The following is a 23,831-nucleotide window of genomic DNA, read 5'->3' on the forward strand; positions in this document are numbered from 1 at the left end:
TTTCTACACTGCCCGTATTCCGGGGAGCGGGGGCAATGGATGAACCGAAATGAACTGCGCAAGGCTGACATCAACCTGATGGTGGTGTTCGAGACCTTGATGCTCGAACGCAACGTGACCCGGGCGGCGGAGAAACTGTTTCTCGGTCAACCGACCATCAGTTCGGCGCTCAATCGTCTGCGGACGATGCTCAATGATCCGCTGTTTATTCGCGTCGGTCATCGCATGGAACCGACTGCCCGCGCCGAAGAAATCTTCCGCCATCTGCAGCCCGCGCTGGATTCGTTGTCGATGGCACTGAGCCTGACCCGGGAGTTCGACCCGGCCGTCAGCACCATGACCTTCCGTATCGGCTTGTCCGACGACGTTGAGTTCGGTCTGCTGCCGCCACTGTTGCGGGCGCTGCGCCAAGAGGCACCCACCGTGGTGTTCGTGGTGCAGCATGTCGATTACTGGCGGATTCCCGATCTGCTGGCGTCCGGCGACATCACGGTCGGCATCAGCCAGACCCGTGGCCTGCCGGCCAATGCCAAGCGCAAATTGCTGCGCCATATTCAGCCGAGCATCCTGCGCGCCGACGTTTCGGACACCCCGTTGACCCTTGATGAATATTGCGCCCGTCCGCATGTGCTGGTGTCCCACACGGCGAATGTCAGTGGCTTCGCGGATGAGTGGCTGGCGGAGCTCGGCCGCACCCGCCAAGTGGTGCTCTCGGTGCCGCAGTACAGCGCGCTGCCGGCGCTTTTGGCCGGAACCGATCTGATCGCCAGCCTGCCGGACTACACCGCCGAAGCAATGGCCGCCTCGGGCCTGTTGTTCAAGGAGCCGTTTCCCTTCAAGACGCCGACGCTGGACCTGTCGATGGTCTGGCTCAGCCACGTCGACAACGACCCGGCGGAGCGCTGGTTGCGATCCAGGCTGGAGCAATTCATGAGCGAACGCCCGACCACATCCGACTGAACAATCGCGGCGTCAAGCCGGGGGATGCCGGTGGCGTCGGAAAAGGCGCAGGAGAGCAGGATGGCGCTGTGTTATATGTACGACCTTTCCGCCGACCGACTGGAGCCTCCCGATGCCACACCTGCACATGGAATACACCGCCAACCTGCCGCAACTGAACGCCGACGTGGCGTTGATTCGGCTCAACAACACCTTGGTGGGGTCCGGTCAGTTCGCCGCCGAGTTCGATATCAAGAGCCGTGCGGTGAAGGTCGAAACGTTCAAGGTCGGCACCGCCATGGCGGAGCGGGCGTTCGTACATGTGAAGCTGGCGCTGCTCAGCGGCCGCTCCCCGGAGGTCAAGAAGCAACTGTCGCAGAGTCTGCTGGCAGTGCTGCAGGAGTTGTGTGAATGGCCGGCGGGTGTCGAAGTGCAACTGTGTGTCGAGCTGCTCGACATAGATCGCGAGTCCTACAGTAAAACCGCCATCGGCGTGTAGGACTCAGCCAGCTTCCAGCTCACTACAGACTTTGATGACTTGCTCGCGCAGCCAGACGTTGGCGCTGTCCTGGTCAGCGTGCTGGCTCCATTGCATGTCAAGGGTAAACCCCGGCAAGCCGTTTGGCGCCTCACAGTGATTGAACACCGCCTCATTGGTCAGCAAGCGCTGAATCCGCCGAGGCAGGGTAAGGATGAAGTCCGTGCCGGTGATCATTTTAAGTGCCGCGCTGTAGCTGTTCGAGCGGGCGACGATCTGGCGCTTCTGCGCTTGCCGCGCCAGCCAGCCGTCGACCATGTTGGTGGTGGAGGTCCACGGGGTCGGGAACACATGGCGACGCTCGGTGAAGGCCTGCAAGCTCAATCGCGGTTCCAGCGGCGTGGCGCGCTTGTCAAAGACGCAGACCAGATCGTCTTCCAGCAGCATTTTTGATTTCAGGTCGGCGTGATGACGATGGAAGTCGGGGCCGAAGCTGATCACCAGGTCGAGGCTGCCGTCGCGCAGTTCTTCAGCCGGTACATCGGTTTCGAACTTGCGCATGTTGACCATCACCGGCAAGTCATCGAAGTCGAAGCGCTTCAACAGACGTGGCAGAAGCAGTTGCTCGAAGTATTCCGGGGCGCAGATATTGAACGTGACCGCTTGCTGGGTCGGGTCGAACGCCGGTGCGCCGGCGTGGCACAGATTGATGTTTTCGAGAATCTTCTGCACATGGCCGTACATGTTGCAGGCCTTGTAGGTCGGGCGCATGCCGGTGCGGGTGTTGATGAACAACTCATCCTCGAAACTGGTGCGCAGTTTCTTCAGGCAATAACTGACAGTGGACTGGCTGACGAACAATGTTTCCGACACATCGGTGACGCTGCTTTGCTCATACACGGCGATAAACACCATGAGGTCCTGCATGTCGAGCTTTCTTAGCAAGTTACTGTTCAGCATCCGTTCTGTCTCGCTGTGCTCCTTGCGCTGAATCCGCGCAAACGTGTGCGAACGATCCTAACGGAACGATGGTGCCAGGACAAAGCTTTGTAGGACATTTCACGGACAGTTGTGGGACAGAAAGTTTTAGCAACACGACGGCGTTAATCAAATGCGTTGAAAGGTGGCCAGATGCCTTTAGCCTGGCTGGGCAAAGTGTCGTGCGTAATGCACGGGATCGAAGCGCGTGACCATCAGCAACATGATCACCATCACCGCCGTCAGTGACCACCACGCCCACTCGAAACTGCCCAGTTGATCGCGGATCAATCCGGCCCCCAGTGGCGACAGACCTGCAATCAGATAACCAATGCCTTGTACAAAAGCCGTCAGGCCTCCCGCTCGTTGCGGCGCCTCAAGGTGATCGAGCGAGACGATCAGGCTCATCGGAAACAGCCCGCCGATGCCCAGGCCCAGCAGGCATGGCCACAGCAGGCTCAAGTGCTGCGGGCTGATGATCAATCCGCAGAATCCAATGATGATCAGCCCGAGCAGGCTCATCAACACCACACGCCGATCACGGCTGCGGTTGGCGATGGCGGGTGTCACCAGGCCGGAAATCACCTCCATGGCGGTCAGAAAACCCAGGAGCAGACCGGCCTGTTCTTCGCTCCAGCCCTTTTCCACGTAATACGGCGCAAGCCACGCAAGTACGCAGGTGTAGGACGCTGTGCCTAATCCGAAGAAGATGGCAAGTAACCAGGCGCGGGAATTATTGAAGAAGGATTCAGTCCGGGTTGCGGTTGCCATGCTCGCAGGCAAGTGCCCGCGTTGCGACCACCAGAACAGCAGTGCGAGCACAGCGAGGAGCGCCCAGATCGCCAAACCGCTGCGCCAGTTGCCGGTTTGCACCTTCACCAGCGGTGCAAACGAGGCTGCAATGGCTGCGCCGCACATGATCGAGGTGACATACAAACCCATGCACAGCGCCACGTTGTCGCGAAAGCGCGACTTGATGAGCGCCGGCATCAATGCCTGAATCAGCGCAATACCGACGCCTGCCAGCACCGCGCTGGCAATCAATTGCCCGGCCGAGTCGACAAACAGCCGCGATACCGTCGCCAGACCAATGATCAACAGCGACATCAGCACGGTGCGCTGTTCACCGAGACGCTGACTGATACCTATACCGAAAAACATCGCCAGTCCCATCGCCATCACCGGCAGCATGGTCAGCAGCGACGCGAGGCTGAAACTCAGCGCAATGTCGCCGCGAATCGCAGAGAGCAACGGCCCGACGGCCGCCATCGAGGGACGTAAGTTGAGTGCAACCAGACTGATTGCGAGCATCAGCCAGACAGCGGGGCGCGAAGTGGTGCGGACGGTTTCCATCATCAGACCTTTGAGCGGAGCTGTCGATTTAGCGCAGGAGCGTCAACCGCCCGCAAACCAGAAAACCCATCCAGCTAGCGAAAAATCAAATATCACCTTCAGGTGCTACCGCAGGCCGCGAACGTTAAAGCCAGATCAAAAAATCGCAGCTTCCGGCAGCTCCTGCAGAAGTCTTCAACTGAACCCTGGCTGAATCATTCTCAAATACTTCGAAAGTTGTCGATTTATTTATCAGTCCAACTATTCGTTGGCGTCTTTTTCACAAAAAATTGATGCATTCCTGCCTAAAGTTTGTCACGCCGTAGTTAATGAAAATTTCACATTCGAGACGTTCATCATTAACCCGGGTTCTTCTTTCAGGAACGCCATTCATTATGTTGAAGTTAAAAGCCGTGCGCCCGGAATGGGTGACGTTGTTTGCCAGTGCCTTTCTTTTGTTCGGCTTCAATTTTGCACTCTGGCAGCACCTGTTAGAGATCACCTCCGCCGATGGCAAGGGCATTGCCATGCGGTTGGCGTTTGCAGTGATGATCTTCGCGGCGTTCAATACGGTCCTGACATTCCTGGCCTTTCGCCCGGTGCTCAAGCCGCTGCTGACATTGTTGTTTCTGATCAGTGCGGGCGTGGCTTATTTCATGGGCCAATATGGCGTGATGATTGACGCCGGCATGTTCCGTAACTTTGCCGAGACCAATGTTACGGAAGTTCGTGATTTGCTCTCGTTGAAGTTGTTTGTCTATATCCTGTTGCTGGGGGTTTTACCGTCCTGGTTGTTGTGGAAAGTTCCTGTAAAGTATCGGCGCTGGCATCATGAGTTGTTCAGTAAAGTGATAGTCAGTGTGGCTTCGGTGGCGGTTATTGGGGGTGTCGCATTGGCCAACTATCAGGGCCTGTCATCACTGTTTCGCAATCACCATGAAATTCGTTTGATGCTGGTGCCGAGCAATTACATCGGCGCGTCGGCGGGTTACTTGCTTGAGCAAGTCGCCTCGGCCAAGCAACCCTTCGTCAAGATCGGCGAAGATGCCGAGCGCGATCCCCAAGTGAAACTTCAGCCACGCAAATCCCTGACCGTGCTGGTGGTGGGCGAAAGTGCCCGGGCGGAGAACTTCGGCATTCTCGGTTACGACCGGGACACCACGCCGCAACTGGAAAAGGAAGCCGGGTTGATCGCATTTACCGATGTGCACTCCTGCGGCACGGAAACCGCCGTGTCGGTGCCTTGCATGTTTTCCAACATGGGGCGCAAGGGTTACAACGCCAGCAAGGCGAAGAATGAAGAAGGTCTGCTCGACGTGCTCAAGCGTGCCGGCATCGACGTGATCTGGCGCGATAACCAGTCCGGCTGCAAAGGCACCTGCGACCGGGTCACCCTGCAGGATGTCAGCAACCTGAAAGACCCGGCACTGTGCGCCGACAGCGAATGCCGTGATGAAATCCTCCTGCAAGGCCTGCAAGGTTTTATTGATCATCTGGATAAAGACACGGTGTTGGTGCTGCATCAGATGGGCAGCCACGGCCCGGAATATTTCAAGCGATATCCAAAGGCATACGAGCACTTCACCCCGGTGTGTGAAAGTAATGCGCTGAACAACTGCAGCCGCGAAAGTATCGTCAATGGCTATGACAACACGCTGGTGTATACCGACCATGTGCTGTCGAGCCTGATCGATGTCCTGCGCAACAATCAGGACAAAGTCGATACCGCCATGTTGTACCTGTCGGATCACGGCGAGTCCCTGGGCGAATACAACCTGTTCCTGCATGGCACGCCTTACATGCTGGCGCCTGAGCAACAGAAACATGTGGCGATGCTGGCGTGGTTCTCCGACAGCTATCAGAAGGCTTACTCGGTCGACACCCATTGCCTGCAAATGAGCCGTGACAAACCGCTGAGCCAGGACAACCTGTTCCATTCGATGCTGGGTCTGCTGGAGGTCAAGAGCAAGGTGTATGAGGCGGATCTGGACATGTTCGCCGGTTGCCGTGGTGCCGTCATCGACGGCGTACTGGCCAAAGAATGAAGCCGCTACCTCTGTAGGAACCGTCTGCGGCAGTTTCTGCAGGCCCGTTCCAATCCCGCTGTCAGACTATTCTTTCAAGCTGGCAGGACATTTCGTTACAGCTCTTGCCCTTCGCAGGCGCGTAAATCGCCAGTGGCGATATATACTGCGCGCCATTCTTCAAGGGAGAGCCGTGTGGCCATCGATATTCACTGGATTCGCGACAACGAAAGCCTCGCGCAGTTTTGCGCCGAGTGGCAGCAATTGCCGTTCGTTGCCCTCGACACCGAATTCATGCGGGTCGACACCTTCTACCCGATTGCCGGCCTGTTGCAGGTGGGCGACGGCAAACGCGCCTACCTGATCGATCCGCTGACCATCAACGCTTGGCAGCCCCTGGCCGCGCTGCTGGAAAACCCGGCGGTGCTCAAAGTCCTGCACGCGTGCAGCGAAGACCTCGAAGTGCTGCTGCGTCTGACCGGCAGTCTGCCGGCGCCGATGTTCGACACCCAACTGGCTGCCGCCTATCTCAATCTCGGTTTCTCGATGGGCTATTCGCGGCTGGTGCAGGAAGTGCTCGGCATCGAACTGCCGAAGGGCGAGACGCGCTCCGACTGGCTGCAGCGTCCGTTGTCGGAAACCCAGATCAGCTACGCCGCCGAAGATGCCGTGCATCTCGCGGAAGTTTTCGTACAACTGCGGCCGAAACTGTCCGACGACAAATTCGCCTGGGTATTGGAGGACGGCGCCGAACTGGTCGCCAACCTGCGCCGCGAAACCGATCCTTACGAGGTCTACCGCGACGCCAAACTGGCGTGGAAGCTGTCCCGCGCACAATTGGCGGTGCTGCGCGAACTGTGTGCCTGGCGCGAGAAAGAAGCCCGCGCACGCGATCTGCCGCGCAATCGCATCGTTCGGGAGCATTCGCTGTGGCCGCTGGCCCGCACGCAGCCGGACAATCTCGTGGCGCTGGGCAAGATCGAAGACATGCACCCGCGTACCGTGCGTCAGGACGGCCAATTTCTGCTTGATCTGATCAAGCGCTCTGGCAGTGTGGGGCCTGATCAATGGCCGCCCGCCGTACCGGAGCCATTGCCGATTGAAGCCGCTGCGTTGATCAAACAACTGCGCGCATTGGGCCAGGCTGAGGCCGAGCGTCTGGGCATCGCCCCGGAACTGATGCTGCGCAAGAAAACCCTCGAAGCGCTGGTCAAAAGCGGCTTCCCTGAGGGCCCTTACCAATTGCCTGAGTCGTTGCGTGGCTGGCGCCGCGAACTCATGGGCCAGAAGCTGCTCGACAGCCTGGCCACCGCCGGAGAACAGCCTTGAAACGTATTTGCTCCATCTACCAAAGCTCCAAGCGCAGCGGCATGTACCTTTATGTGCTCAAAAGCGATGCGCTCGAGCGTGTGCCGGAAGCGCTGATGCTGGCGTTCGGCAAGCCGAAGCATTCCTTCGACCTGGTGCTGTCGCCCGAGCGCAAGCTGGCCAGCGAGGACATCGTCGTGGTCCTGGAAAACCTCGACAAGCAGGGCTACCACCTGCAGATGCCACCGGCCGAGGACGAGTACATCGAGCACTTGCCCGAAGAGTTGCTGCGACGCAACGATCCGGTCTGATCTGCGGGGTCCCGTTCTGGGCCCCGGTTGACCCTTGAACTGTTTTTACCGCGATGGCCAGCCGAAATCCGGCGGCCGTCTGCACGGTTTGCGAAAGGTTTGAAGATGCGCGTTCTGATTGCTGAACACGACCACGCGATATACGCCCGGCTGCTGCGTCAGGCAGCGCCAGAGCTTGAAGTGCTGACCAGCGGCGACTCCGCCGAACTGGCCCGTCAGGCGGCCGATTGCCAGGTGTGGCTGGGCCAGCCGGATCTGCTGGCGACCCTGTTGCGCCAAGGTCATCAACCACAATGGCTGCAATCGACCTGGGCGGGGATCACGCCGTTGCTCGCCGATGGTTTGCGCCGCGATTATCGCTTGACCCGCGCGGTGGGAATTTTTGGTCAGGTCATGGCTGAATACGTCCTCACTTACCTACTCGGCCACGAACGCGAGGTGCTGGCACGACTGGTCAGCCAGGTCGAGCGCAAATGGGACAACCGCAGCGGCCAGAGCCTGGTCGGGCGCAAGGTGTTGATCGTCGGCACTGGCGACATCGGCCAGAGCGTGGCGCAGTTTCTGTTGCCATTCGGCATTGAGTTGTATGGCATCGCCAGCAGCGCCCGCGAGCAGGCTCCGTTTGTCGAAGTCGGTTCGATGGCTGATCTGCCACGACTGGTGGGCGAGGTGGATTACGTGGTCAATCTCCTGCCGAACACCGAACACACTCACGATATCTACGACGCGGCGCTGTTCAAGCAATTCAAGCCGACCGGGTTGTTCATCAACGCCGGGCGCGGGGTTGCGGTGGTGGATGCGGATCTGGTGGCCGCGTTGAAGGAAGGTCATCTGGCGGGGGCAGTGATCGACGTTTGCCGTCAGGAGCCACTGCCGCAGCGCCATCCGTTCTGGACCGCCTGGGGCTTGCTGCTGACGGGCCACAGCTCGGCGCCGACGTCGCCGGCGTTGATGGTGCAGCTGTTTGTCGAGAACCTGAAGGCGTATCAAGCGGGTGAAGCGTTACGCGGGGAAGTGGATTTCAGTCGCGGCTATTGAATTATTCCCGATCCAGGTGTGGGAGCGGTTCCGCCGCCAGCTCGTTTAGCGGACGGCGCGATTGACCGGCAGTCGCTAGCGCTTGGCCCGCCGCGACTTGGGCACTAGACTGGCGGCCTTTTCACCACCTGATGTTGATGCTTGAGCCATGGCCGCCAAAGTCGAACCGTTCTGGAAACGCAAAACCCTCGATCAACTGGATCACGAGGAATGGGAATCGCTGTGCGACGGCTGTGGTCTGTGCTGCCTGCAAAAACTCGAGGATGAAGAGGACAACAGCGTTTATTACACGCGCATCGCCTGCAAACTGCTGGATCTGAAAACCTGCCAGTGCAGCGATTATCCCAATCGCATCAAGTTTGTCCCGGACTGCATCCAGCTCACCCCGGGCCAGGCCGAAGCATTCAAGTGGCTGCCGCCGACCTGCGGTTATCGCCTGGTCAGCGAAGGCAAGGACTTGCCGTTGTGGCACCACCTCGTCTGCGGCGATCGCGATGCCGTGCATCACGAACGTATTTCCCAATCCGGGCGCATGCTCGCCGAGGGCAGCGTGCCGGAAGATGACTGGGAAGATCACCTGATTTTCCGCGCGGGCTGAGCGTCCGCCGAATCAGGCTTTGCCAAGGAGTGTGTATGGCTGGCGGATTGCAGCGAGCGTCGATGATTGCGCTGCTGGCGTTGAGCGCGCCCGTCTGGGCGGCGAAGAAAGTCGATCTGGATTATCACGTGCGTCTGTTGCCGCAGAGTGATCAGGCCGAAGTACGGCTGACGCTGACCAAGGGCGAAGCGGTGCGCAGTCTTGATTTCGACCTCGGCGACGGCAGCCATTACAGCGACTTCAAGGCGGATGGCCAATGGCTCCTCAACCCTGGCAAGCAGGCCCGTGGGGTGTGGCGTCCCGCCAGCGACAAAGCCAGTCTGACCTATCGCGTTCGCCTCAGCCTCGGTCGCAGGAACGGCAGTTTCGACGCGCGCATGACCCCAGCCTGGGCGCTGATGCGCGGCGATGATCTGGTGCCGCCAGCCAGACTCGATCAGCAGGACGGCACTGAACTGGTCGCGCGCCTGCAATTCGAATTGCCCGACGGCTGGAAGAGTGTCGAAACCGCCTGGCCGCGCATCGGCAAGAACAAATTCCGCATCGACAACCCGTCACGCCTGTTTGATCGCCCGACCGGCTGGATGCTCGCCGGCAACCTCGGCAGCCGCCGCACACGTCTGGGCGAAACCGAAGTCACCGTGGCCTCGCCGCAAGGGCAGGGCATGCGCCGCATGGATGTGCTGACGTTGCTGACCTTCGTCTGGCCGCAACTGCAGGCTGTTTATCCACGGCATCCAGGCAAACTGTTGATCGTCGGCGCCAACGACCCGATGTGGCGCGGCAGCCTCGGCGCGCATGAATCGATCTACGTCAACACGCGATTGCCGCTGGTCAGCGAAAGCGGCAGCAGCGCGCTGGTGCGCGAACTGGCGCAGGTGTTCGGGCGGATCAACGATGAGCAGCGCAGCGACTGGGTCAGCGAGGGATTTGCCGAGTATTACGCCATCGAGCTGGTGCGCCGCGCCGGCGGCATGAGCGATGAGCGTTATCAGGCGTTGCAGGCAAAACTGATCAAGGACAGCCAGAAAGTCACGACCTTGCGCGGCGAGCAGATCAGCCCGGCGCAGGTGTCAAAAGCGGTCGTTTTGCTGCAGGAACTGGACAACGAGATTCGCTTGAAGACGCGCAACAAGCGCTCGCTGGATGATGTGTTGCGTGGGGCGATGCGTCTTGGGACGGTGAGCACCAAGGAATTTGTGCAACTGGCCGAGAGCGTTCTCGGCGAATCCTCGAATGTCCTTGATACCGCGTTACTGCAGTAATACCGCTTTCGCGAGCAAGCCCGCTCCCACAGTGTTTCAGGCTGGACACAAAATCATGTGCTCACCCACAAAACCTGTGGCAGCGGGCTTGCTTGCGAAGGAGCCGTCAGCCCCGCGTCAGATGCTGGATCAAACCCCGGCCTTCGGCGACTTCACCGAATCATTGCCGGTCACCGTGGCGGTGCCGGTCGCCGCCTCGGCATTGGCCTTGAGCTTGCTCAGCTCTTCCCCGGCCCGTTCAATCCTGGCGCGCACGTTGTTCATGTCCTGACGGCTTTTCTCCAGCAGGCTTTTCATCGAGCTGTGCCCGGTGATCCCGCGCGCCATGGCCACGCCGCCAATCGCCACCTGAATCAACCCGAACACCCCGCCACGGCGCAGGCCCTTGCCGACCATGATCACACCGCCCGCCAGCGAGCCGATGCGCTCCCAGCCTTCGACGTTCTGTTCGGAACGGCTTTGAAACGGGGTGGATTCGATACGTTCGACGCGTTTGAGCTCGGTCATGATCTGTCTCCGGCAATGAGTAATGGATACACAAGCTGACTGCCTGGGCGGTCTGCTCGTTCCATCGGATGTGCGACGTTTCAGCGGAATTTTGGCCCTGAACGGGTGTTCAGGCCCTTGGCCATACGGTCGTAAAGCACGACGTTGACCGTGGCGGCGAGGTTCATGCAGCCGGTGGTCGGGATGTACACGACGTCTTCACACCAGTCGCGGATCTCTTTATCCAGCGAACCGTCTTCCGGGCCGAAGATGTACAGGGCGCGATCCGGGTGAGTGTATTCCGGCAGCGGGCGGGCGCCCTCGACCAGCTCCACGGCAACCGGGACGCAGTTGAGCGGAAGGATCTTTTTCAGATCATCGATGCCGATCAGCGGGATGTCGTAGTGCACGCGTTTGGTGTCGGTGACGAAGTCGGCGGCGCGTTCATAACGCTTGCCGGTGTAGAACACCGAGGCCACGCCATAGCAGCCTGCGGCGCGCATCACCGAACCGACGTTCTCCGGTGATTTGGGGTTATACAAACCAATGCAGCTGTACCGTTTGTCTGCCACGAGCGGGGTGCCTTCGGGAAAAAGAGGGCGATTATACGGGGATTGGGGGTGGGCGGGCAGATTCGAGATCTGTGGTGTCTGGGCGGCCGCCTTCGCGAGCAGGCTCGCTCCCACATAGGTTTGTGTGGGAGCGAGCCTGCTCGCGATTGGGCCAATACCGGCGCTGAAGATCTTCAGTCTTCTTTTTTCATCAACCCGGCCAGCGCGGCAAACGGGTTATGCGTCGCCTTGGCAATTTTCGGAGTGCTCAGCGAGCCGTCGCCAAAATACTGCTGGTCGGTATAACGCGAGTGTTCGTTGTCGTGGCAGTACAGGCACAACAATTCCCAGTTCGAGCCATCCTGCGGGTTGTTGTCGTGGTTGTGGTCGCGGTGGTGCACGGTCAGTTCGCTCAGGCGCTTGCCGGAAAACTCACGGGCGCAACGGCCACAGACGTGCGGGTACATTTTCAGGGCCTTGTCGCGGTAGCCCATTTCCTTGTCGCGCTGGTTGTCGGCGAGGATGCGATCCAGCTTCGACGTGTTGGTTGGGGTGGACGAACTCATGGGTTCACCTTTGTAAAAGACTAATGACGGTTATGCGCAGAGTTTAGCTCAGCCCTTGAGCTTCTCGGCAATCCAGATCGTGTGACGCGTGCCCTTGTTGCCGTGGGCGAAGACCTGGACTTCTTCGGCCTTGAACCCGGCCTTCTTCAATTTGTCGGAAAACTGCTTGTCGGCGCTGGCCGACCACACCGCCAGCACGCCTTTCGGGCGCAACGCTTTGGCGCAGGCGTTCAGACCGGCGGCGGAGTACAGCCAGCTGTTGGCCTTCTGGGTCAGGCCTTCAGGGCCGTTGTCGACGTCGAGCATGATCGCGTCGAAGCCGTTCGGCTCGCTTTGCAGCACCTTGGCCACGTCGTCCTGACGGATCACCGTGCGCGGGTCGAGCAGCGGGCGACCGGACTTTTCGCCGAGCGGGCCACGGTTCCATTCGACAACGCCGGGCACCAGTTCAGCGACCACCACTTCGGCAGACTTGCCCAGATGCTTGAGCGCGGAGGCGAGGGTGAAGCCCATGCCCAAACCACCGATCAGCACCCGCGAATCGGGTCGGCCAGCGACCTTGCGGCAAGGAATTTCTGCCAGCGCATCTTCGGAACCGTGCATGCGCGTGTTCATCAATTGCCCGCCATCGCCGCCCTGGATCTTGATGACGAAATCCTCGCCATACTCGAACAGGCACAGGGCACCGCCGCTTTCCGGGATCGGGGTGGTGTCGAGCAGAACGAAACGTTTCATGGAAATCTCTACGAGGGGGGAAGGCAAGCAGGCCCGTTGGGAGTAGCCTGAGCGCAGACTAGAGGCCAAACGGAGCTCTTGATGAAGCGCACCATTCTAACGGTCATTGCCCTTGCCGCGCTCTCGATTACTGCGGTGCAGGCGCAACAGACCATACCGGTCAGCCCGGCGCCGCAGCCCGGTTCGCCCGGCACCGCGACACCGACGCCGTATCCGCAGATCACGCCGATCAACATTCCCAAGTCCGGCGCCGGCAGTGGCAGCCCGCCGCTGGTGCCAATCGAAATGCCCAGCCCGCCGAGCAAGGATCAACCGGTGCCGGGCATTGAACCGACCGGTACCAAGGCAAAATCCCCCGGCGGTTAAACCTGCTGCGCCGCCAGTTGGCCGTCGGCCATGCGCAGGCGTTTGGACAGGGAAACGGCGAGGGCGCGGATGATCTTCGCGGCGATCTTCGGTGCGTCGTTGAGCATTTTTTCCAGCGAGTCCTTGCCCAGGCTCAGCAATTGGCAATTGCTTGCGGCAATGCAGGTGGCCGAGCGGCGCTCGCCGTCGAGCACGGCCATTTCGCCGAAGGCGCGACCGCTGCGCAGGGTTGCCATGGTAATGACCTGGCCGTCGGCGCCGGTTTTCTGCACGGCGACCTGACCGGTGTGAATGATGCACATGAAGCTGCCGGCATCGCCCTCGCGGAAAATCGCTTCACCTTCAGCCACGGTGGTGATGCTGAAGTAGCCGGAAGCGGCCGCGAAGTCGGCCAGTTGCAATTGATCGAACAGGCCGCAGTCCATCAGCCAGTCGCGGATTTCATTGTTCAGGAAGGTCGGTTCTGACATGTCGTCACGGTCTTGTTCTGTTTTCACTGATTCCGGGGCATTGCCCGCTCCCACCATGGGATCTGGGGGATATCGGCCTCTCGGGTCTGGAATTAAGACCCGAGTGACCGACGGAGTTCCTCAGGCCAGGTCCAGAACCTTGAAAACAAATGCGTATTCGAGCGCTACGTCACGTAATCCCTGATAACGCCCGCTCATCCCGCCATGCCCGGCGCCCAATTCAGTCTTGAGCAGCAACACGTTGTCGTCAGTTTTGGTCGCGCGCAGTTTCGCCACCCACTTGGCCGCTTCCCAATATTGCACGCGGCTGTCGTTGTAGCCGGCGATCACCAGCGTCGGCGGATAAGCCTGCGCAGTGACATTTTCATAGGGCGCGTAAGCCTTGATTCGCTCGTAAACGTCGGGCTCTTGCGGGTTGCCCCACTCGTCATATTCGGTGACGGTCAGCGGCAGTTCGGGGTCGAGCATGGTGTTGAGTACGTCGACGAATGGCACTTCGGCAATCGCCACCCCAAACAGGTCTGGACGCTGATTCAGCACCGCGCCAATCAGCAGGCCACCGGCGCTGCCACCGCTGATTGCCAGTTTGTCGGCAGTGGTGATGCCGTTGAGAATGAGGAATTCAGCGCAGGCAATAAAGTCGCCGAAGGTGTTGTGCTTGTGTTCCTGCTTGCCGGCGCGATACCAGGCTTCGCCCAGTTCACCGCCGCCGCGCACGTGGGCAATGGCGAAGGCCATGCCGCGATCAAGCAGGCTCAGGCGCGCATGGGAAAACCACGGATCAAGGCTCGAACCGTAAGCGCCGTAACCGTAGAGATACAACGGCACCGCTTTGCCGACCATTTCGCGCTTCATCACCAGACTGATCGGCACTTGCGTGCCGTCCGGCGCCGTCGCCCATAGACGCTGGCTGACGTAGGCATCGGCGTCGAAGGGGCCGAGTACCGGGGTTTCTTTCAATACCGTCTGCTCGCCGCTGGCGAGGATCAACTGGCGCACCTGCGCCGGGCGGTTCAACGCCTCGTAACGCAGGCGAATGCGGTCGCTCTCAAATTCCAGGCTGTTTTGCACATAGAGGCTGTAGGCCGCGTCCGGCAATTGCACGCGATACGGCGTCAGGCCCTGTGGGTGAACTTCGATGATGGGCAGCCCACCTTCGCGCAGACTCAGGGTCATGGCCTTGGTGTTGAGGCTGACGCCATCGAGCATCACTGTATCGCTGTGGGGGATCAGGTTTTTCCATTCGGCTTCGGTCGGCGCGGTGCCGGTGTCCGGCGCCTGATACAGGGCGTAATTGATGCCGTCACGGTTAGTGCGGATAAACCATGTCCATACGCCGTCGAGCAGGCCGTGATCGACGTCGTATTCGTGATCCTCGACCCGTGGTGCCAGACAGGTAAACGGCAAGTGCGGCTGATTGGCGTCCAGCGCCCAGACTTCGCTGGTGGTTTTGCTGCCGAGCGACAGCAACAGTTGCTGCTCGGAACTGGCGCGGTAGCAATGCAGGAAGAAACGGCCGTCCGGCTCGTTGAACACTTCTTCAGCAGCGGTGCCATCGAGACGGTAGCGGAACAGTTTGTGTGGGCGATGAGTGTCGTCGAGTACGCCGAAAAACAGGGTCAGGCTGTCGTTGGCCCAGGTCATGCTGCCGTCGCAGTCTTCGAATTCCAGCTCGCTGACCTTGTCGTTGGACAGTTCCTTGACGAACAGCGTGTAAATCTCGTCGCCCGAGGCGTCGACGCTGTAGGCCAGGCGCTGGTGGTCGGGGCTGATGCTGAACGCGCCCAGCGAGAAAAAACCGCCATTGGCCAGCACGTTTGGGTCGAGCAGCAGTTGTTCGCGGCTTTCATCGAGGGTCAGGCTGTCGTCCGCCGGACGCGGGCAGCGATAATGGCGCGCGTATTCGTCGCCCGCCGTGGTGCGGGTGTAATACAGATACGGTCCCCACGGCGAGGGCAGGGACAAGTCGGTTTCGAGGATGCGGCCCTTGATCTCTTCGAACAGGGTTTCGCGCAACTCGGCCTGATCGGCGGTTTGCGCCTCCTGGTAGGCGTTTTCGGCCTTTAGGTAATCGAGCACCGCGTCGGTGTCGCGCTCCTGCAACCAGGCATACGGGTCAGCACCGGCCGCCTTGCGGGCAATCGGGGCACTGATGACGTTGGCAGATTCGGGCATGAAAGGCTCTCGGACAAATGACGTAATAGGGTTTTTCGCAGCGCTCGAAACCGCCGCATACCCCTGTGGGAGCGGGCTCGCTCGCGAAAGCGCTGGGTCAGACGACAATGTTTCAACTGACAGGCCGCATTCGCGAGCGGGCCCGCTCCCACAGGTCGCATGTCTATTGGGACAAGCCTGACGGGCGAAAAGTCGTTACTATAAGCGCCTCTTTGCCTGCCTTGCCATGGACACCATGACCGAGAACGACTATCTGATCGCCTGGGGCCTCTACGCCTTTGCCGCCGTGGGCTGCCTGTTGGTATGGATGCGCCTGACCCGCTGGATGTGGCGCTGGTTGCGCGAGCCGCTGCGCGTGCTGATGGTGGTGTTGCTGTTCAGCCCGACCATCATTGACCCGGTGAAAGCCAAGGTCGCACCGTCCATCGCCATCACCGCGCTGGACCTGGCCTTCAAGGTCGGCAACAACGCCTGGCGTGCGGTCTCCGATCTGTTCATGTACGGCATGATCGCCTTCGGCATCTACCTGATCTTCGTGCTGATCCGCTTCCCGATAGAGCGTGCATCCCGCGCCCGTCGTGAACAGGCCGAAGCGGCCAAGGCCGCAGCCCGTGCCGATGATCGCGACGATGATCAACCGTTCGGCGGTGCCGGTGATGACCGTTACGGCCGTCCACCTCTGCCCAACAATCCGCAGCGCATGCGGGTCGAGCCGCGCCTGTAAGCCGAGAGTCCGCACATGTGTGAATTACTGGGCATGAGTGCCAACGTGCCGACCGATATCGTGTTCAGCTTCACCGGGCTGATGCAGCGCGGCGGTCGCACCGGCCCGCACCGAGATGGCTGGGGCATCGCTTTCTATGAGGGACGTGGCTTGCGTCTGTTTCAGGACCCGGCGGCGAGCAGCGAGTCGGAAGTCGCCAATCTGGTCCAGCGCTATCCGATCAAAAGCGAAGTGGTCATCGGCCACATCCGCCAGGCCAACGTCGGCAAGGTCTGCCTGTCCAACACCCACCCGTTCGTGCGCGAACTGTGGGGCCGCAACTGGTGTTTCGCGCACAACGGCCAACTCGCCGACTTCACCCCGATCAAGAGTTTCTACCGCCCGGTCGGCGATACCGACAGCGAGGCGGCCTTCTGCGATTTATTGAATCGCGTGCGTGCAGCGTTTCCAGAACCGGTCGATATAGAAGCGCTGCTGCCCGATCTGGTCGCGGCCTGCGCCGCATACCGCAGCAAAGGCGTGTTCAACTGCCTGCTCAGCGATGGCGACTGGCTGTTCTGCTATTGCTCGACCAAACTCGCACAGATCACCCGGCGCGCACCCTTTGGCCCGGCGCGGCTAAAGGATGTCGATGTGATCGTCGACTTCCAGGCCGAAACCACGCCTAACGACGTGGTCACGGTGATTGCCACCGAGCCTTTGACCGAAAACGAAACCTGGACCCGCTACGAACCGGGCCAATGGAGCCTGTGGCGACGCGGCGAATGCGTCAGTCAGGGCAAGACCGAATAAGGATTGCACCCCATGTTGCTCAGTTATGTAAGGCTGGTGTTGTTTGCGGCGGGCCTGTTGATCGGTGTCCAGGTGCCGGGGTTCATCAACGATTACGCGAAACGGGTCGAGGCGCATCTGATCGAGGCGCAGACCGGTCTGCGTGGTTTCCAGGGCACTGCCGAGCAATTTTTCAAGGGTGACATGCAGGCGCTGGTCGCGCATTACCGTGCCAGTGAAGACCCGGTGTTTCGCAGCGATGCTGACAGCCTGAGCACCTTGCTCAATCGCCAGCTCGCTCTGGACAAGCAGTTCCAGGCCATGCAGGGCCCGTGGTACATCCGCTTCCTGCAAGTGGTGCTGGCCGCCGATCCGGACATTCGCAAGGAAACCTGGAACGGCTACAGCTACCAGATTCTGCTGACTCCGGAAGCGATGATCTGGGGCATGAGCGGCGCGTTGCTGCTGTCGTTCGGGATTGAATGCCTGTTCCGTCTGATCGACTGGGTCGTTCTCGGTGGCCGACGCCTGCGCCAGAGCCGGCCAATCGAAGACCGCGACGTGCGCGGTCTCTAGGATTGATACGATCCCCTGTGGCGAGGGCGTTTGCTCCCTCGCCACGAAGTGTCAGTCAGAGAGGATGATGTAGTTTTCACCCGCTTTGCGCGCATACCCCGCCAATACCTGCTGACACAACTTCACAATCTCCTCGACCCACTCCACGCCGATTCTCCAGGACACCACCACCTGCAAGTTCGGTGGACACTGATCGATGGGCAACAAGGTCAACTCCCCCCGCGCCAATTCCTCGGCCACCAGCACCGGCGGCAACACACCAACACCAAATCCATCGCGCAACAACCGCGTGATCGCCGACACCGAGTTCACGCAATTCAAGCGCGGCGCCATCACGCCGTTCGCCTGCATCAACGCAAGAAGATCCTGATGCGGTCGGGAGTTTTTCGAATAAGTGATGATCCGCTCCTGTGCCAGTTCGGCGAGGTCAGCGTAGTCGCGGTTGTAGATCGAATTGCTCGCGACGATCCAGCCCAGCGGATGACTGGCCAGCTCCAGACTGCGCACGCTTTCATGGCGGATCAGGTCGGTTTGCAGAACGATGTCGAGGAAGCCTTTTTGCAGCTGATCGCAGAGGTTCAGCGAGGTATCCGCCACCAGCTCGATTTCCACTCGCGGATACAGGTCGGTCATCTGCGCCACCAGCGGGCTGAGCCAGGTGTGAATCACCGTGTCCATCACGCCGATACGCACACGGCCGATCTTGCTTGAGCGGGTCTCGATCGATTGCTTCAGTGCCTGCATGGTGTCGAGCATCTGCTCGGCATACTCCAGCACTTTCAGGCCTTCGGGCGTCAGGCTGACGCCGCGCGAATCGCGCAAAAACAGCTTCACACCGAGTTCGCCTTCCAGCACCGCGATGCGACTGGAAATCGACGCCTGGGTGGTAAACAGCTTGTCGGCGGTCAGGCGAAAACTCTTCAGTCGGGCGACCCAGACAAAGGTCTCGAGAAACTTCAGGTTCATGGGCAAGGCTCGGGTGACAAATTTTTCTTATGGCTAAGGCGGGTTTTTATTCGTTGGACGCAGCCGGGCTGCGCGACGAAAAATCGACGCATCCGGTCCCCACGATAGGCGTCGTCGGGGCTATGAACAAGACCAATAAAAAACCTGCGGAGATAAGCCATGAGTGCTCCCGACACCCTAGAAGCATCCACGGCAACGGCACGTCCGGGGCCGTTCGACTGGTATCGCAACATCAACCAGCAGGAGCGCCGCACGTTCTGGAGCTGCAAGATCGGTTACGGCCTGGACGGCATGGACACGCAGATGCTCAGCTTCGTCGTGCCGACCCTGATCGCGATGTGGGGTATCACCACCGGCGAGGCCGGGCTGATTCACACCAGCACCCTGATCGCTTCGGCGATTGGCGGCTGGGTGGCAGGGATTCTCTCTGACCGCATCGGCCGTGTGCGTACCCTGCAACTGACCGTGCTGTGGTTCGCCTTCTTCACTTTCCTCTGCGGCTTTGCGCAAAACTATGAACAACTGTTGATCGCCCGCACGTTGATGGGTTTCGGTTTTGGCGGTGAATGGACCGCTGGCGCCGTGCTGATCGGCGAGGTGATCCGCGCCAGGGATCGCGGCAAAGCGGTGGGCATGGTGCAATCCGGTTGGGCGCTGGGCTGGGGGCTGACGGCGATTCTGTATGCGCTGCTGTTCTCGGTGTTGCCGCCGGAAGACGCGTGGCGTGCACTGTTCATCCTCGGCATCGTGCCAGCGATTTTCGTGATTTTCGTCCGTCGACTGGTGAAAGATCCGGAGATCTATCGCCAAGCCAAGGCTGCGCAAACCCCGCAGAACCCGGCGAAGTTCTACGAGATTTTCGCCCCCGGCATGCTCTTCACCACGTTCCGCGCTTCACTGCTGACCACTGGTGCGCTGGGTGGCTATTACGCAATCACTTCGTGGCTGCCGACCTTTCTCAAGAATGAGCGCGGCTTGAGCGTACTCGGCACCGGCGGTTATCTGGCGATGGTGATCGTCGGCTCCTACGCGGGTTACGTCATCAGCGCTTATCTGACCGATCTGCTGGGCCGCAAAAGGAACTTCATCCTCTTCGCCGTCGGCTCGTTCACCATCGTTCTGCTTTATACGCAACTGCCGGTCAGCAACGGCGTGATGCTGTGGCTGGGCTTTCCGCTGGGTTTCTTCGCCTCGGGAATCTTCAGCGGCATGGGCGCGTTTCTCACTGAACTGTTCCCCACGCGGATTCGCGGTTCGGGCCAGGGCTTTTGCTACAACATTGGCCGGGCACTGGCGGCGCTGTTTCCGTTGCTGATCGGTCTGCTGAGCCAGAAAGTGCCGCTGAGCGTGGGCATCGGCGCCTTCGCGGCGGTGTCCTACGGCGTGGTGATTCTCGCGGCATTGAGCCTGCCGGAAACCCGTGGCAAGCAACTCGATGCGCAGTAACTGATAACCTGCGTCGCAAAGTCCTACCGATAAAAAGACAAGAAGCCACAGGAGTGTTCACCGTGAGCCGCCTGCTATTGAATTGCGACATCGGCGAGAGCTTCGGCAGCTGGACCATGGGTCTGGACGCCGAGGTCATGCCCTTCATCGATTGCGCCAACGTCGCCTGCGGCTTTCACGCCGGTGACCCGAGCATCATGCGCAAGACGGTCAGCCTGGCCCTGAGTCATGGCGTGCAGATTGGCGCGCATCCGGCTTATCAGGATCTGGTCGGCTTTGGCCGCCGCGCCATGGCGTATTCGGCGCAAGAACTGAAAGACATCCTGCATTACCAGATCGGCGCCCTCGACGGCATCTGCAAGGCGCAGGGCGGGCGGGTGAGTTACGTCAAACCCCACGGCGCGATGTACAACGACATGATGGCCAACCCGGCGCAATTGCGCGCAGTGGTGCAGGCCGTGGCGGCTTACGACCGCGACTTGCCGCTGATGCTGATGGCGACCCGCGACAATTCGGCTGCCCAACAAATCGGCGACGAGCACGGCGTGACCCTGTGGTTTGAAGCCTTCGCCGACCGTGCCTACGACAGCGCTGGCCGATTGGTTTCGCGACAACTGCCGGGCGCGGTGCATCACGACCCCGAATCCATCATCAAGCAAGCGCTCACGATTGCCCGAGGTGACAACCTGACCGCCAGCGACGGCAGCGCCTTGCAACTGCACGCGAACACCCTGTGCGTACACGGCGACAACGCCAGTTCGGTGTCAGCCGTGCAGCGCATCCGCGAGGCCTTGAATCAGCAGAGCGCGTCATGAACCCAAGGATTGAAGTGGTGGCACTGGATTGTCTGATGCTGCGTTTGTTCGATGAGATCAGCGAAGCCAACATGCCGTGGATGCTCGCGGCCAGTGAGCGCTTGCGCACGGTATTCGGGGCGCAGTTGATTGATCTGGTGCCGTCCTATACGACGTTGATGGTGCATTACGACCTGACGGTTCTGACCCCGAATCAGGCGCGGGCACTGATCGCTGAGGCGCTGGTCGACCTGTCGCCGAATGCGCGAAACGCTGGGCAATGCCATGTGCTGCCGGTCTGGTATGACTTGAGCGTCGGGCCAGAGTTGAGCGTGCTCGCCGAGCGCAGCGGGCTGGCGGTGGAGGACGTCATTCGCCGTCACAGCGCTCGTGAATATCAGGTGTTCGCCCTTGGTTTTGCGCCAGGTTTTGCGTTTATGGGACTGGTCGAAGAAATCCTGGCGGCGCCGCGTTTGAACACCCCGCGCAAGAAAGTCGCTGCCGGCAGCGTCGGCATTGCCGAGCGGCAGACCGCTGCCTATCCCGTCGTGTCTCCCGGCGGCTGGAACCTGATCGGCCGCACGCCCGCGCAACTGTTCGACCGCCAGCGTGACGGCTACAGCCTGATGCAACCCGGCGACACGGTGCGCTTCGAAGCGGTCAGCCACGCCGAGTTCATCAACCTCGGCGGCGACGATACGCCACTGGAGGCACTGGCATGAGCCGACTGACGATTGAGGCGAGCACGCCGCTGTGCCTGTTGCAGGATGCCGGGCGGTTTGGCGTCAGGCATCTGGGCGTGACCCAGGGCGGCGCGGCGGATTGGTGTTCGATGAGTTGGGCCAACGGGTTGCTGGGCAACAGTCTGGATGTGCCGGTGGTCGAAATCACGCTTGGCGGATTCTCTGTGGTGGCTGAAGAGGATTGTTTGCTGGCGCTGGCGGGGGCGGATCTGGGGGCGCAGATCGAGGGTCAGTCGTTGGCACCGTGGCGCAGTTTCAAATTGAGCAAAGGACAGAGATTGCAGTTCACGCAGCCGTTGCTCGGGGCCCGGGCCTATCTGGCGGCGCCTGGCGGTTTTCAGGCACCGAAGGTGCTGGGCAGCAGCGCGACGGTGGTGCGTGAAGAGCTCGGCGGGCTGGATGGCATGGGGCTGCCGTTGGTTAGGGGGGCGACCCTGAGTTATTACGGGGAATCGCTGGGGTTACGGGAAGTGCCGTTGGCGTTACGACCCGATTTGAAATCGACAGCACCTCTGGATCTGGTGCTTGGCGCACAGATCGGCCAGTTCAGCGGGCAGAGTCTGTTTGATGTGTTCAACAGTGCCTGGACGCTGGACAGCCGCGCCGATCGCATGGGCATCCGCTTGTTGGGCAAGGCGTTGGAATATCAGGGCCAGCCGATGATTTCCGAGGGGATTCCATTGGGCGCGGTGCAAGTGCCACCGGACGGACAGCCGATTGTGTTGCTCAATGATCGGCAGACGATTGGTGGTTATCCGCGATTGGGGGCTTTGACGCCGTTGGCGCTGGCGCGGCTGGCGCAGTGTCTGCCGGGGACGCAGGTGCGGTTACGGCCGGTGGTGCAGGACGTTGCGCACCGCGAGCATGTCGAGTATTTGCAGCGCTTTTCCGAGTAGCTGAAAGCGTCGTCGGAACGCCGCCCGGAGCAAGCCCGTTGCCACCATCGGAATGCATTGCACTGGTGGGAGCGGGCTTGCTCGCGAGGGGCCTTGATTGCCAACACAAATCACTTGGACAGAAACCGCATCCCTTCCTCAAGCCCACGCAACGTCAACGGATACATCTGATCCTCGATCAAATCCCGCACGATGTTGGTGGAAGAGGTATAGCCCCAGGTGTCTTTCGGGTACGGGTTGATCCAGATGAGCTTCTTGTACTTCTCCATGAACCGTTGCATCCAAACGTAACCCGGCTCTTCGTTCCAGTGCTCGACACTGCCGCCGGCCTGGGTAATTTCATAAGGCGCCATCGCGGCGTCCCCGATGAAGATCACCTTGTAGTCGGCGCCATACTTGTGCAGCAGATCCTGGGTCGACGTGCGCTCGGAGGTACGGCGCATGTTGTTCTTCCACACCGATTCATAAATGAAGTTGTGGAAGTAGAAATACTCCAGATGTTTGAACTCGGTCTTGCAGGCCGAGAACAGTTCTTCGCAAATCTTCACGTGGGCATCCATCGAACCACCGATGTCGAACAGCAACAACAGCTTCACCGTGTTGCGGCGCTCCGGACGCATCTGGATATTCAAAAGCCCGGCGTCCTTGGCGGTGTGATCAATGGTGCCGTCAATATCGAGCTCTTCCGCCGCGCCCTGGCGCGCAAATTTGCGCAGACGACGCAGGGCCACCTTGATATTGCGTGTGCCCAGTTCCACCGAATCATCGAGGTTCTTGTACTCGCGCTGATCCCAGACTTTCACCGCTTTGCCCTGGCGCTTGCCGGCGTCGCCGACCCGGATGCCTTCCGGGTTGAAGCCGCCGGAACCGAACGGGCTGGTGCCGCCAGTACCGATCCACTTGTTGCCGCCAGCGTGGCGTTCCTTCTGTTCTTCCAGACGCTTCTTGAACTCTTCGATGAGCTTGTCCAGGCCGCCGAGGGACTGGATTTGCGCGCGTTCCTCGTCAGTCAGCGAGCGCTCGAACTCCTTGCGCAGCCAGTCTTCGGGAATCAGCGCCTGCAGGTGATCGTCGAGCTTTTCCAGGCCATTGAAGTAGGCGCCGAACGCGCGGTCGAACTTGTCGAAATGGCGTTCGTCCTTCACCAGAATCGCCCGCGACAAATAGTAGAACTCGTCCATGTCGGCGAAGGTCACGCGCTGTTTCAGCGCGTTGATCAGGTCGAGCAACTCGCGCACCGACACCGGCACCTTGGCTGCACGCATTTCATTGAACAGGTTGAGCAACATGGCATC

Annotated in this window: 26 protein-coding genes; 16 read left to right on the top strand and 10 right to left on the bottom strand. The window is 60.2% G+C overall.

From position 1 onward, the window contains the following. Positions 1 to 39: 39 nt before the first annotated feature. Positions 40 to 960, top strand: coding sequence for a LysR family transcriptional regulator (locus AACY19_RS20570; protein ID WP_339453420.1), 921 nt, complete (start codon positions 40 to 42; stop codon positions 958 to 960). Positions 961 to 1,072: 112 nt separating this feature from the next. Continuing rightward, positions 1,073 to 1,438, top strand: coding sequence for a 5-carboxymethyl-2-hydroxymuconate Delta-isomerase (locus tag AACY19_RS20575; protein WP_339453422.1), 366 nt, complete (start codon positions 1,073 to 1,075; stop codon positions 1,436 to 1,438). Between the two features lie 3 nt (positions 1,439 to 1,441). On the opposite strand, the gene AACY19_RS20580 is transcribed toward AACY19_RS20575, so the two are convergent. After that, on the bottom strand, positions 1,442 to 2,377 hold the full coding sequence (locus tag AACY19_RS20580) for a LysR family transcriptional regulator (RefSeq protein ID WP_339453423.1): 936 nt from the start codon (positions 2,375 to 2,377) through the stop codon (positions 1,442 to 1,444). A 177-nt stretch (positions 2,378 to 2,554) separates the two neighbouring features. Next, positions 2,555 to 3,748, bottom strand: coding sequence for a cyanate transporter (locus AACY19_RS20585; protein WP_339453425.1), 1,194 nt, complete (start codon positions 3,746 to 3,748; stop codon positions 2,555 to 2,557). A gap of 374 nt (positions 3,749 to 4,122) precedes the next feature. Between AACY19_RS20585 and AACY19_RS20590 the strand changes: the two genes are divergently transcribed. From AACY19_RS20590 to AACY19_RS20615, 6 genes are all read left to right on the top strand, one after another. Then, entirely contained in the window at positions 4,123 to 5,772 is a 1,650-nt protein-coding gene (locus AACY19_RS20590; protein WP_339453427.1) for a phosphoethanolamine transferase, read from the top strand. A 174-nt stretch (positions 5,773 to 5,946) separates the two neighbouring features. Further along, on the top strand, positions 5,947 to 7,080 hold the full coding sequence (gene rnd / locus AACY19_RS20595; RefSeq protein ID WP_339453429.1) for a ribonuclease D: 1,134 nt from the start codon (positions 5,947 to 5,949) through the stop codon (positions 7,078 to 7,080). Then, positions 7,077 to 7,370, top strand: a complete 294-nt coding sequence (locus AACY19_RS20600; protein ID WP_007911350.1) for a YcgL domain-containing protein — start codon at positions 7,077 to 7,079, stop codon at positions 7,368 to 7,370. Before rnd ends, AACY19_RS20600 begins: the two co-directional genes overlap by 4 nt. Before the next feature lie 105 nt (positions 7,371 to 7,475). After that, positions 7,476 to 8,408, top strand: a complete 933-nt coding sequence (locus tag AACY19_RS20605) for a D-2-hydroxyacid dehydrogenase (RefSeq protein ID WP_339453431.1) — start codon at positions 7,476 to 7,478, stop codon at positions 8,406 to 8,408. A gap of 148 nt (positions 8,409 to 8,556) precedes the next feature. Then, positions 8,557 to 9,006, top strand: a complete 450-nt coding sequence (locus AACY19_RS20610) for a YcgN family cysteine cluster protein (RefSeq protein ID WP_047292311.1) — start codon at positions 8,557 to 8,559, stop codon at positions 9,004 to 9,006. 35 nt (positions 9,007 to 9,041) lie between these two features. Continuing rightward, entirely contained in the window at positions 9,042 to 10,271 is a 1,230-nt protein-coding gene (locus AACY19_RS20615; protein ID WP_339453434.1) for a hypothetical protein, read from the top strand. 129 nt (positions 10,272 to 10,400) lie between these two features. Here AACY19_RS20615 and AACY19_RS20620 read toward each other — a convergent pair whose 3' ends face one another. The 4 genes from AACY19_RS20620 to AACY19_RS20635 form a co-directional block, all read right to left on the bottom strand. Continuing rightward, positions 10,401 to 10,778 carry a YgaP family membrane protein gene (locus tag AACY19_RS20620; protein WP_339453436.1) on the bottom strand — a complete coding sequence of 126 codons (378 nt, stop codon included), beginning with the start codon at positions 10,776 to 10,778 and terminating at the stop codon, positions 10,401 to 10,403. A gap of 80 nt (positions 10,779 to 10,858) precedes the next feature. Further along, positions 10,859 to 11,329 (bottom strand): RNA methyltransferase, encoded by a 471-nt coding sequence (locus AACY19_RS20625; RefSeq protein WP_007911337.1) that lies wholly within the window; start codon positions 11,327 to 11,329, stop codon positions 10,859 to 10,861. A gap of 173 nt (positions 11,330 to 11,502) precedes the next feature. Then, the gene (locus tag AACY19_RS20630) at positions 11,503 to 11,874 is read right to left on the bottom strand and encodes a YajD family HNH nuclease (protein WP_003222612.1); all 372 of its coding nucleotides are present in this window, start codon (positions 11,872 to 11,874) and stop codon (positions 11,503 to 11,505) included. Between the two features lie 48 nt (positions 11,875 to 11,922). Next, positions 11,923 to 12,609, bottom strand: coding sequence for a spermidine synthase (locus AACY19_RS20635; RefSeq protein WP_339453438.1), 687 nt, complete (start codon positions 12,607 to 12,609; stop codon positions 11,923 to 11,925). An 81-nt stretch (positions 12,610 to 12,690) separates the two neighbouring features. On the opposite strand from AACY19_RS20635, the gene AACY19_RS20640 reads away from it, so the two are divergent. Continuing rightward, the gene (locus tag AACY19_RS20640; RefSeq protein WP_316917809.1) at positions 12,691 to 12,975 is read left to right on the top strand and encodes a hypothetical protein; all 285 of its coding nucleotides are present in this window, start codon (positions 12,691 to 12,693) and stop codon (positions 12,973 to 12,975) included. Here the strand turns inward: AACY19_RS20640 and AACY19_RS20645 are convergent. Further along, a complete protein-coding gene (locus AACY19_RS20645; RefSeq protein ID WP_339453442.1) occupies positions 12,972 to 13,445 on the bottom strand; it encodes a Crp/Fnr family transcriptional regulator in 474 nt (157 codons plus the stop codon). The two genes, AACY19_RS20640 and AACY19_RS20645, sit on opposite strands and share 4 nt — an antisense overlap. 120 nt (positions 13,446 to 13,565) lie before the next feature. After that, positions 13,566 to 15,620: a S9 family peptidase gene (locus AACY19_RS20650; RefSeq protein ID WP_339453444.1), complete on the bottom strand. Its 2,055-nt coding sequence runs from the start codon at positions 15,618 to 15,620 to the stop codon at positions 13,566 to 13,568. Between the two features lie 226 nt (positions 15,621 to 15,846). On the opposite strand from AACY19_RS20650, the gene AACY19_RS20655 reads away from it, so the two are divergent. The 3 genes from AACY19_RS20655 to AACY19_RS20665 are packed head-to-tail and all read left to right on the top strand — an operon-like array spanning position 15,847 to position 17,691. After that, positions 15,847 to 16,344 (top strand): MFS transporter, encoded by a 498-nt coding sequence (locus AACY19_RS20655; protein ID WP_339453446.1) that lies wholly within the window; start codon positions 15,847 to 15,849, stop codon positions 16,342 to 16,344. 15 nt (positions 16,345 to 16,359) lie between these two features. Further along, positions 16,360 to 17,136: a class II glutamine amidotransferase gene (locus AACY19_RS20660; protein WP_339453448.1), complete on the top strand. Its 777-nt coding sequence runs from the start codon at positions 16,360 to 16,362 to the stop codon at positions 17,134 to 17,136. Between the two features lie 12 nt (positions 17,137 to 17,148). Next, complete coding sequence (locus tag AACY19_RS20665; RefSeq protein WP_277761087.1) at positions 17,149 to 17,691, top strand: DUF2937 family protein; 543 nt, start codon at positions 17,149 to 17,151, stop codon at positions 17,689 to 17,691. A 51-nt stretch (positions 17,692 to 17,742) separates the two neighbouring features. On the opposite strand, the gene AACY19_RS20670 is transcribed toward AACY19_RS20665, so the two are convergent. Then, positions 17,743 to 18,657 (bottom strand): LysR family transcriptional regulator, encoded by a 915-nt coding sequence (locus tag AACY19_RS20670; protein WP_339453453.1) that lies wholly within the window; start codon positions 18,655 to 18,657, stop codon positions 17,743 to 17,745. Between the two features lie 159 nt (positions 18,658 to 18,816). On the opposite strand from AACY19_RS20670, the gene AACY19_RS20675 reads away from it, so the two are divergent. The 4 genes from AACY19_RS20675 (at position 18,817) to AACY19_RS20690 (ending at position 22,536) form a co-directional block, all read left to right on the top strand. Further along, positions 18,817 to 20,103, top strand: a complete 1,287-nt coding sequence (locus AACY19_RS20675) for an MFS transporter (protein WP_339453455.1) — start codon at positions 18,817 to 18,819, stop codon at positions 20,101 to 20,103. Between the two features lie 62 nt (positions 20,104 to 20,165). Continuing rightward, positions 20,166 to 20,918, top strand: coding sequence for a 5-oxoprolinase subunit PxpA (locus tag AACY19_RS20680; RefSeq protein ID WP_339453457.1), 753 nt, complete (start codon positions 20,166 to 20,168; stop codon positions 20,916 to 20,918). After that, entirely contained in the window at positions 20,915 to 21,619 is a 705-nt protein-coding gene (gene pxpB / locus AACY19_RS20685) for a 5-oxoprolinase subunit PxpB (RefSeq protein ID WP_339453459.1), read from the top strand. Before AACY19_RS20680 ends, pxpB begins: the two co-directional genes overlap by 4 nt. Further along, positions 21,616 to 22,536: a 5-oxoprolinase subunit C family protein gene (locus AACY19_RS20690; protein ID WP_339453461.1), complete on the top strand. Its 921-nt coding sequence runs from the start codon at positions 21,616 to 21,618 to the stop codon at positions 22,534 to 22,536. The genes pxpB and AACY19_RS20690 overlap by 4 nt, the downstream gene beginning before the upstream one ends. A gap of 110 nt (positions 22,537 to 22,646) precedes the next feature. Here AACY19_RS20690 and AACY19_RS20695 read toward each other — a convergent pair whose 3' ends face one another. Then, positions 22,647 to 23,825 (bottom strand): vWA domain-containing protein, encoded by a 1,179-nt coding sequence (locus AACY19_RS20695; protein WP_007956512.1) that lies wholly within the window; start codon positions 23,823 to 23,825, stop codon positions 22,647 to 22,649. Positions 23,826 to 23,831: the final 6 nt, after the last annotated feature.

It is taken from the genome of Pseudomonas sp. EA_5y_Pfl2_R50, assembly GCF_963970475.1.
Lineage (GTDB): Bacteria > Pseudomonadota > Gammaproteobacteria > Pseudomonadales > Pseudomonadaceae > Aquipseudomonas.

Excerpts from the sequence above, each read along its gene's own strand:
- AACY19_RS20590 (WP_339453427.1), top strand. The coding sequence starts at position 4,123 with ATGTTGAAGTTAAAAGCCGTGCGCCCGGAATGGGTGACGTTGTTTGCC.
- AACY19_RS20620 (WP_339453436.1), bottom strand. The coding sequence starts at position 10,778 with ATGACCGAGCTCAAACGCGTCGAACGTATCGAATCCACCCCGTTTCAA.
- AACY19_RS20605 (WP_339453431.1), top strand. The coding sequence starts at position 7,476 with ATGCGCGTTCTGATTGCTGAACACGACCACGCGATATACGCCCGGCTG.
- AACY19_RS20665 (WP_277761087.1), top strand. The coding sequence starts at position 17,149 with ATGTTGCTCAGTTATGTAAGGCTGGTGTTGTTTGCGGCGGGCCTGTTG.
- AACY19_RS20630 (WP_003222612.1), bottom strand. The coding sequence starts at position 11,874 with ATGAGTTCGTCCACCCCAACCAACACGTCGAAGCTGGATCGCATCCTC.
- AACY19_RS20615 (WP_339453434.1), top strand. The coding sequence starts at position 9,042 with ATGGCTGGCGGATTGCAGCGAGCGTCGATGATTGCGCTGCTGGCGTTG.
- AACY19_RS20645 (WP_339453442.1), bottom strand. The coding sequence starts at position 13,445 with ATGTCAGAACCGACCTTCCTGAACAATGAAATCCGCGACTGGCTGATG.
- AACY19_RS20650 (WP_339453444.1), bottom strand. The coding sequence starts at position 15,620 with ATGCCCGAATCTGCCAACGTCATCAGTGCCCCGATTGCCCGCAAGGCG.
- AACY19_RS20655 (WP_339453446.1), top strand. The coding sequence starts at position 15,847 with ATGGACACCATGACCGAGAACGACTATCTGATCGCCTGGGGCCTCTAC.
- AACY19_RS20675 (WP_339453455.1), top strand. The coding sequence starts at position 18,817 with ATGAGTGCTCCCGACACCCTAGAAGCATCCACGGCAACGGCACGTCCG.
- AACY19_RS20695 (WP_007956512.1), bottom strand. The coding sequence starts at position 23,825 with ATGTTGCTCAACCTGTTCAATGAAATGCGTGCAGCCAAGGTGCCGGTG.
- pxpB (WP_339453459.1), top strand. The coding sequence starts at position 20,915 with ATGAACCCAAGGATTGAAGTGGTGGCACTGGATTGTCTGATGCTGCGT.
- AACY19_RS20610 (WP_047292311.1), top strand. The coding sequence starts at position 8,557 with ATGGCCGCCAAAGTCGAACCGTTCTGGAAACGCAAAACCCTCGATCAA.
- AACY19_RS20570 (WP_339453420.1), top strand. The coding sequence starts at position 40 with ATGAACCGAAATGAACTGCGCAAGGCTGACATCAACCTGATGGTGGTG.
- AACY19_RS20690 (WP_339453461.1), top strand. The coding sequence starts at position 21,616 with ATGAGCCGACTGACGATTGAGGCGAGCACGCCGCTGTGCCTGTTGCAG.
- AACY19_RS20660 (WP_339453448.1), top strand. The coding sequence starts at position 16,360 with ATGTGTGAATTACTGGGCATGAGTGCCAACGTGCCGACCGATATCGTG.
- AACY19_RS20575 (WP_339453422.1), top strand. The coding sequence starts at position 1,073 with ATGCCACACCTGCACATGGAATACACCGCCAACCTGCCGCAACTGAAC.
- AACY19_RS20635 (WP_339453438.1), bottom strand. The coding sequence starts at position 12,609 with ATGAAACGTTTCGTTCTGCTCGACACCACCCCGATCCCGGAAAGCGGC.
- AACY19_RS20585 (WP_339453425.1), bottom strand. The coding sequence starts at position 3,748 with ATGGAAACCGTCCGCACCACTTCGCGCCCCGCTGTCTGGCTGATGCTC.
- AACY19_RS20670 (WP_339453453.1), bottom strand. The coding sequence starts at position 18,657 with ATGAACCTGAAGTTTCTCGAGACCTTTGTCTGGGTCGCCCGACTGAAG.
- AACY19_RS20580 (WP_339453423.1), bottom strand. The coding sequence starts at position 2,377 with ATGCTGAACAGTAACTTGCTAAGAAAGCTCGACATGCAGGACCTCATG.
- AACY19_RS20640 (WP_316917809.1), top strand. The coding sequence starts at position 12,691 with ATGAAGCGCACCATTCTAACGGTCATTGCCCTTGCCGCGCTCTCGATT.